The sequence below is a fragment of the Streptomyces sp. NPDC029041 genome (assembly GCF_040637515.1).
Lineage (GTDB): Bacteria > Actinomycetota > Actinomycetes > Streptomycetales > Streptomycetaceae > Streptomyces.
In genome coordinates this window covers 21488-27845 of sequence record NZ_JBEZWO010000015.1, presented here as the reverse complement: position 1 = coordinate 27845, position 6358 = coordinate 21488, and the positions used below count along the sequence as shown (strand labels likewise).

At 70.3% G+C, this 6358-nt stretch carries 4 protein-coding genes; all 4 read left to right on the top strand.

Features of this window, described 5'->3' with window-relative positions:
• The first annotated feature begins 195 nt into the window (after positions 1 to 195).
• Positions 196 to 1962 (top strand): protein translocase subunit SecD, encoded by a 1767-nt coding sequence (secD, locus tag AB0F04_RS31525; protein WP_362047761.1) that lies wholly within the window; start codon positions 196 to 198, stop codon positions 1960 to 1962.
• Position 1963: 1 nt separating this feature from the next.
• Positions 1964 to 3076: a protein translocase subunit SecF gene (gene secF / locus AB0F04_RS31520; RefSeq protein ID WP_362047758.1), complete on the top strand. Its 1113-nt coding sequence runs from the start codon at positions 1964 to 1966 to the stop codon at positions 3074 to 3076.
• Entirely contained in the window at positions 3073 to 3612 is a 540-nt protein-coding gene (locus AB0F04_RS31515; protein ID WP_362047755.1) for an adenine phosphoribosyltransferase, read from the top strand. The genes secF and AB0F04_RS31515 overlap by 4 nt, the downstream gene beginning before the upstream one ends.
• Before the next feature lie 203 nt (positions 3613 to 3815).
• Positions 3816 to 6335, top strand: a complete 2520-nt coding sequence (gene relA / locus AB0F04_RS31510) for a GTP pyrophosphokinase (RefSeq protein ID WP_362047752.1) — start codon at positions 3816 to 3818, stop codon at positions 6333 to 6335.
• Positions 6336 to 6358: the final 23 nt, after the last annotated feature.

Below are 6358 nucleotides of genomic sequence, written 5' to 3'. Positions count from 1 at the left end.
CCGCCCCCGCGCTGCCCCCGCCGCTCCCACTGGCCGGGCTGGCCGGCGCTGTGGCTGCTTGGTCGCGGGGGGGGCCCGCCCCCCCCCCCCCCCCCGCCCCGGGACACGCCCAGCTCGCACGGAATCCCGACACCATGTCATGGCCGCCCGTCCGCCCGATCCGGAGCGAGGTGGCCCGAGAGGGAGTACGAGAAGGTGGCCACACCTAAAAAGGGCAGGAACGCGAGCGCCCAGAGCAAGCCGGGGCGCTCGCTGGCCCTGATCCTGATCGCCATCGTGGCGCTCACCGGTGGGATGTTCGCCTCGGGGCACACGAAGCCGCGTCTCGGCATCGACCTGGCCGGCGGTACGAGCATCACGCTCCGTGCGGTCCCCGAGGCCGGCAACGAGTCGGCGATCAACAAGACCAACATGGACACGGCCGTCTCCATCATGGAGCGCCGCGTCAATGGTCTGGGCGTCTCGGAGGCCGAGGTCCAGACGCAGGGCCGCGACAACATCGTCGTGAACATCCCCAAGGGGACCAACTCGGAGCAGGCCCGCAAGCAGGTCGGCACCACCGCCAAGCTCTACTTCCGCCCGGTCATCGCCACCGAGGTCTCCGGCGGCAAGGGCGCGGCCAGCCCCTCCCCGAGCCCCACCGGCAACCCCTCGGACCAGCCGTCCGGCAAGGCGTCCGACAAGCCCGAGGCCACCGAAAAGAACTCCGCCTCCCCGTCCGCCACGCCCACCACCCAGGGCCGCGCGGTCACCGACGCGCTGAAGGCCGACGCCACGCCGTCCGCGAGCGCCTCGGACAAGCCGGGGGCCAGCCCCTCCCCGTCGGCGAGCGGCGGCACCGCCGAGGCCGACGCGAACGCGCTGCAGGCGAAGTACGCCCAGCTCGACTGCACGGACACCAAGACCCGCTCCACCGTGGGCGACGGCGTCAAGGCCTCCCAGCCCACCCTGGCCTGCGGCAAGAACTCGGGGGGCCAGTGGCAGAAGTACATCCTCGGCCCGGCCGAGGTCGACGGCACGGACGTCGACAAGGCCCAGGCCGTCCTGAACACCCAGACCGGTGCCGGCTGGACCGTCACGATGGACTTCACGGACGCCGGTGCCAAGAAGTTCGGCGACATCACCGGCAAGCTGGCCCAGAACCAGCCGCCGCAGAACCAGTTCGCGATCGTCCTGGACGGCGACGTGGTCTCCGATCCGTCCGTCCGGCAGGCCCTGACCGGCGGCAACGCCGAGATCTCCGGCAACTTCAACCAGCAGTCCGCCCAGGAATTGTCCAACATGCTGAGCTACGGCGCGCTGCCGCTCACCTTCAAGGTGGACAGCATGACGACCGTGACCGCCGCGCTCGGCGGTGACCAGCTGCAGGCCGGCCTGATCGCCGGCGCGATCGGTCTCGCGCTGGTCGTCATCTACCTGCTGGCCTACTACCGCGGTCTGTCGTTCGTCGCGATCCTCTCGCTGCTGGTCTCCGCCGCCCTCACCTACACGCTCATGGCCCTGCTCGGCCCGGCCATCGGCTTCGCGCTGAACCTGCCGGCCGTCTGCGGCGCCATCGTCGCCATCGGCATCACGGCGGACTCGTTCATCGTCTACTTCGAACGCGTCCGCGACGAGATCCGCGAGGGCCGTACGCTGCGCCCCGCCGTCGAGCGGGCCTGGCCCCGCGCCCGGCGCACCATCCTGGTCTCCGACTTCGTGTCGTTCCTCGCCGCCGCGGTGCTCTTCATCGTCACCGTCGGCAAGGTGCGCGGCTTCGCCTTCACGCTCGGCCTGACCACGCTGCTCGACGTGGTCGTGGTGTTCCTCTTCACCAAGCCGCTCCTGACCCTGCTGGCCCGTCGCCCCTTCTTCGCGAACGGCCACAAGTGGTCCGGCCTCGACCCGAAGAGCCTGGGTGCCCAGCCGCCACTGCGCCGCACCCGCCGTCCCTCCGCCCCCGTCGAGACGAAGGAGGCGTGAGATGTCGAAACTCGGCAACCTCGGCGCCCGGCTGCACCGCGGCGAGATCGGCTACGACTTCGTCAAGAACCGCAAGATCTGGTACGGCCTGTCGATCCTGATCACCATCACGGCCATCGTCGGCCTGGCGGTGCGCGGCCTGAACATGGGCATCGAGTTCCAGGGCGGTGCCGTCTTCAACACCCCGAAGAACATGAGCGTCTCGGTGACCCAGGCCGAGGAGTACGCGGAAACGGCCTCCGGGCACGACGCGATCGTCCAGAAGCTCGGTGACGGCAGCCTGCGGATCCAGGTCGCGGGCATCGAGACCGACAAGGCCAACCAGATCAAGGCCCAGCTGTCGGACGACCTCAAGGTCGACGCGGAGCAGATCAACGCCGAACTGGTCGGCCCCAGCTGGGGTGAGCAGATCGCCAACAAGGCCTGGCAGGGCCTCGGCATCTTCCTGATCCTCGTGGTGATCTACCTGGCGATCGCGTTCGAGTGGCGCATGGCGCTGGCCGCGTTCGTCGCGCTGATCCACGACATCACCATCACCGTCGGCATCTACGCCCTGGTCGGCTTCGAGGTCACCCCGGGCACGGTGATCGGTCTGCTGACCATCCTCGGTTACTCGCTCTACGACACGGTCGTGGTCTTCGACAGCCTCAAGGAGCAGACGAAGGACCTCACCAAGCAGACCCGCTGGACCTACAGCGACGTCGCCAACCGCTCGATCAACAGCACCCTGGTCCGCTCCATCAACACCACGGTGGTGGCGCTGCTGCCGGTCGCGGGCCTGCTGTTCATCGGTGGCGGTGTCCTCGGCGCCGGCATGCTGAACGACATCTCGCTGTCGCTGTTCGTCGGTCTCGCCGCCGGTGCGTACTCCTCGATCTTCATCGCCACGCCGCTCGTCGCCGACCTCAAGGAGCGCGAGCCGGCGATGAAGGCCCTGAAGAAGCGCGTCCTGGCCAAGCGGGCCCAGTCCGCCGCCCAGGGCGGGACGGAGACCGACGTCGAGGAGACGTACGCCGACGAGCCGGAGGACGCCGCACCCGCGGTGGTCGGGCCGCGCAACCAGCCCGCCTCCCGCAGCCGCGGCCGCGGCCGCCCCTCGGGGAAGCGCCGATGACCGACATCAAGGAGCTGCTGCTCAGCCGCATCCGCGACGTGGCGGACTACCCGGAGCCGGGCGTGATGTTCAAGGACATCACCCCGCTCCTGGCGGACCCGTCGGCGTTCACCGCGCTCACCGACGCCCTCGCCGAGATCGCCCAGAGGACCGGGGCCACCAAGGTCGTCGGCCTGGAGGCCCGTGGCTTCATCCTCGGCGCCCCGGTCGCCGTCCGCGCCGGCCTCGGCTTCATCCCCGTACGCAAGGCGGGCAAGCTCCCCGGAGCCACCCTCGCCCAGGCCTATGACCTGGAGTACGGCTCGGCGGAGATCGAGGTGCACGCGGAGGACCTCACCGACGCGGACCGGGTGCTCGTCGTCGACGACGTCCTCGCCACCGGCGGCACCGCCGAGGCCTCGGTCGGGCTCATCCGCCGGGCAGGCGCCGAGGTCGCGGGTCTCGCCGTCCTCATGGAGCTCGGCTTCCTGAGCGGCCGGGCCCGCCTGGAGCCGGCGCTGAACGGCGCCCCGCTGGAGGCGCTGCTCACGGTCTAGCGGCCGCGCGGCCGTCCCGGTGGACAACCGGCACGACACCGCAGAGGCGGGCCCGGAGGAATCCGGAGCCCGCCTCGTGCGTTACCTGCGTTTCCCGGGTAGACGGTCCTCACATTGGCCTGAAGGCATCCCGGGGCCCGGGATCGCTACCATGGGGGTCCGGAGCCTGACCGGGGGACCCGGATCGCGCACGAGGAGTCCTCTTGCCAGACGAGGCCCAGCACCTGACCGCCGCCAAGCCCGAGTCCGCCTCGGCAGCCGCGGCCAAGCCCGCGCCGAACGCGCCCCACGCGAAGAACGACACCCGCGGGCCGGTCGAGCACGCCCAGGCGGCGCCGGCCGACAAGCCCGCCGAGCAGGCGCGGCCCAAGCCCACCCCGCCCGCGGTCCGTCAGGCGGCCGGCCAGCAGGCCCGCTCCGGCTCCTCCAACCGCGTCCGCGCCCGCTTGGCCCGGCTCGGTGTGCAGCGCGCGAACCCGTACAACCCCGTGCTGGAGCCGCTGCTGCGGATAGTCCGCGGCAACGACCCGAAGATCGAGACGGCCACGCTCCGCCAGATCGAGCGCGCCTACCAGGTCGCCGAGCGCTGGCACCGCGGCCAGAAGCGCAAGAGCGGCGACCCGTACATCACGCACCCGCTCGCCGTCACGACCATCCTCGCCGAGCTGGGCATGGATCCGGCCACGCTGATGGCCGGCCTGCTGCACGACACGGTCGAGGACACCGAGTACGGCCTGGACGACCTGCGCCGCGACTTCGGCGACGTCGTCACGCTGCTCGTCGACGGCGTCACCAAGCTGGACAAGGTCAAGTTCGGCGAGGCCGCGCAGGCCGAGACCGTGCGCAAGATGGTCGTCGCCATGGCCAAGGACCCGCGCGTCCTGGTCATCAAGCTCGCCGACCGCCTGCACAACATGCGCACCATGCGCTACCTCAAGCGCGAGAAGCAGGAGAAGAAGGCGCGCGAGACCCTGGAGATCTACGCGCCGCTCGCCCACCGCCTGGGCATGAACACCATCAAGTGGGAGCTGGAGGACCTCGCCTTCGCGATCCTCTACCCCAAGATGTACGACGAGATCGTCCGGCTGGTGGCCGAGCGGGCACCCAAGCGTGACGAGTACCTGGCCATCGTCACCGACGAGGTCCAGCAGGACCTGCGGGCGGCCCGCATCAAGGCGACCGTCACCGGCCGCCCCAAGCACTACTACAGCGTCTACCAGAAGATGATCGTCCGCGGCCGGGACTTCGCGGAGATCTACGACCTGGTGGGCATCCGCGTCCTCGTGGAGACCGTCCGCGACTGCTACGCGGCCCTCGGCACGGTGCACGCGCGATGGAACCCGGTCCCCGGCCGGTTCAAGGACTACATCGCGATGCCCAAGTTCAACATGTACCAGTCGCTGCACACGACGGTCATCGGCCCCGGCGGCAAGCCCGTCGAGCTGCAGATCCGCACGTTCGACATGCACCGCCGCGCCGAGTACGGCATCGCCGCGCACTGGAAGTACAAGCAGGAGGCCGTCGCGGGCGCCTCCAAGGTGCGCAGCGACGCCCCCAAGTCGTCCGGCAAGGGCAAGGACGACCACCTCAACGACATGGCCTGGCTGCGGCAGCTGCTGGACTGGCAGAAGGAGACGGAGGACCCGGGCGAGTTCCTGGAGTCGCTGCGCTTCGACCTCTCCCGCAACGAGGTCTTCGTCTTCACCCCCAAGGGCGACGTCATAGCGCTCCCCGCCGGCGCGACCCCGGTCGACTTCGCGTACGCGGTGCACACGGAGGTCGGGCACCGCACGATAGGCGCCCGCGTCAACGGCCGCCTGGTCCCGCTGGAGTCCACCCTCGACAACGGCGACCTGGTGGAGGTCTTCACCTCCAAGGCGGCCGGAGCGGGCCCCTCCCGGGACTGGCTCGGCTTCGTCAAGTCACCGCGCGCCCGCAACAAGATCCGGGCCTGGTTCTCCAAGGAGCGCCGCGACGAGGCGATCGAGCAGGGCAAGGACGCCATCGTCCGCGCGATGCGCAAGCAGAACCTGCCGATTCAGCGCATCCTGACCGGCGACTCCCTGGTGACCCTCGCGCACGAGATGCGCTACGCCGACATCTCCGCGCTGTACGCGGCGATCGGTGAGGGCCATGTCTCCGCGCAGAACATCGTGCAGAAGCTGGTCCAGGCGCTCGGCGGCGAGGAGGCGGCCACCGAGGAGATCGACGAGTCGGTCCCGCCGGCCCGCGGCCGCAGCCGCAAGCGCCGCTCCAGCGCCGACCCGGGCGTCGTCGTCAAGGGCGTCGACGATGTGTGGGTCAAGCTGGCCCGCTGCTGTACGCCCGTCCCGGGCGACCCCATCATCGGCTTCGTCACCCGCGGCAGCGGAGTGTCGGTGCACCGCAGCGACTGCGTGAACGTCGACTCGCTCTCCCGCGAGCCCGAGCGCATCCTCGACGTCGAATGGGCGCCCACCCAGTCCTCGGTCTTCCTGGTCGCCATCCAGGTCGAGGCCCTGGACCGCTCCCGGCTGCTCTCGGACGTCACCCGCGTCCTGTCCGACCAGCACGTCAACATCCTCTCCGCGGCGGTCCAGACCTCCCGCGACCGCGTCGCCACCTCACGCTTCACCTTCGAGATGGGCGACCCGAAGCACCTCGGCCACGTGCTGAAGGCGGTCAGGGGAGTGGAGGGCGTCTACGACGTGTACCGGGTGACGTCGGCGCGCAGCAGGTCCTGACGCCCGCAGCGGCACACGAAAGG

What these genes read in the sequence shown, in the direction of transcription:
- secF (WP_362047758.1), top strand. Translation starts at nt 1,964, where the DNA reads ATGTCGAAACTCGGCAACCTCGGCGCCCGGCTGCACCGCGGCGAGATC.
- AB0F04_RS31515 (WP_362047755.1), top strand. Translation starts at nt 3,073, where the DNA reads ATGACCGACATCAAGGAGCTGCTGCTCAGCCGCATCCGCGACGTGGCG.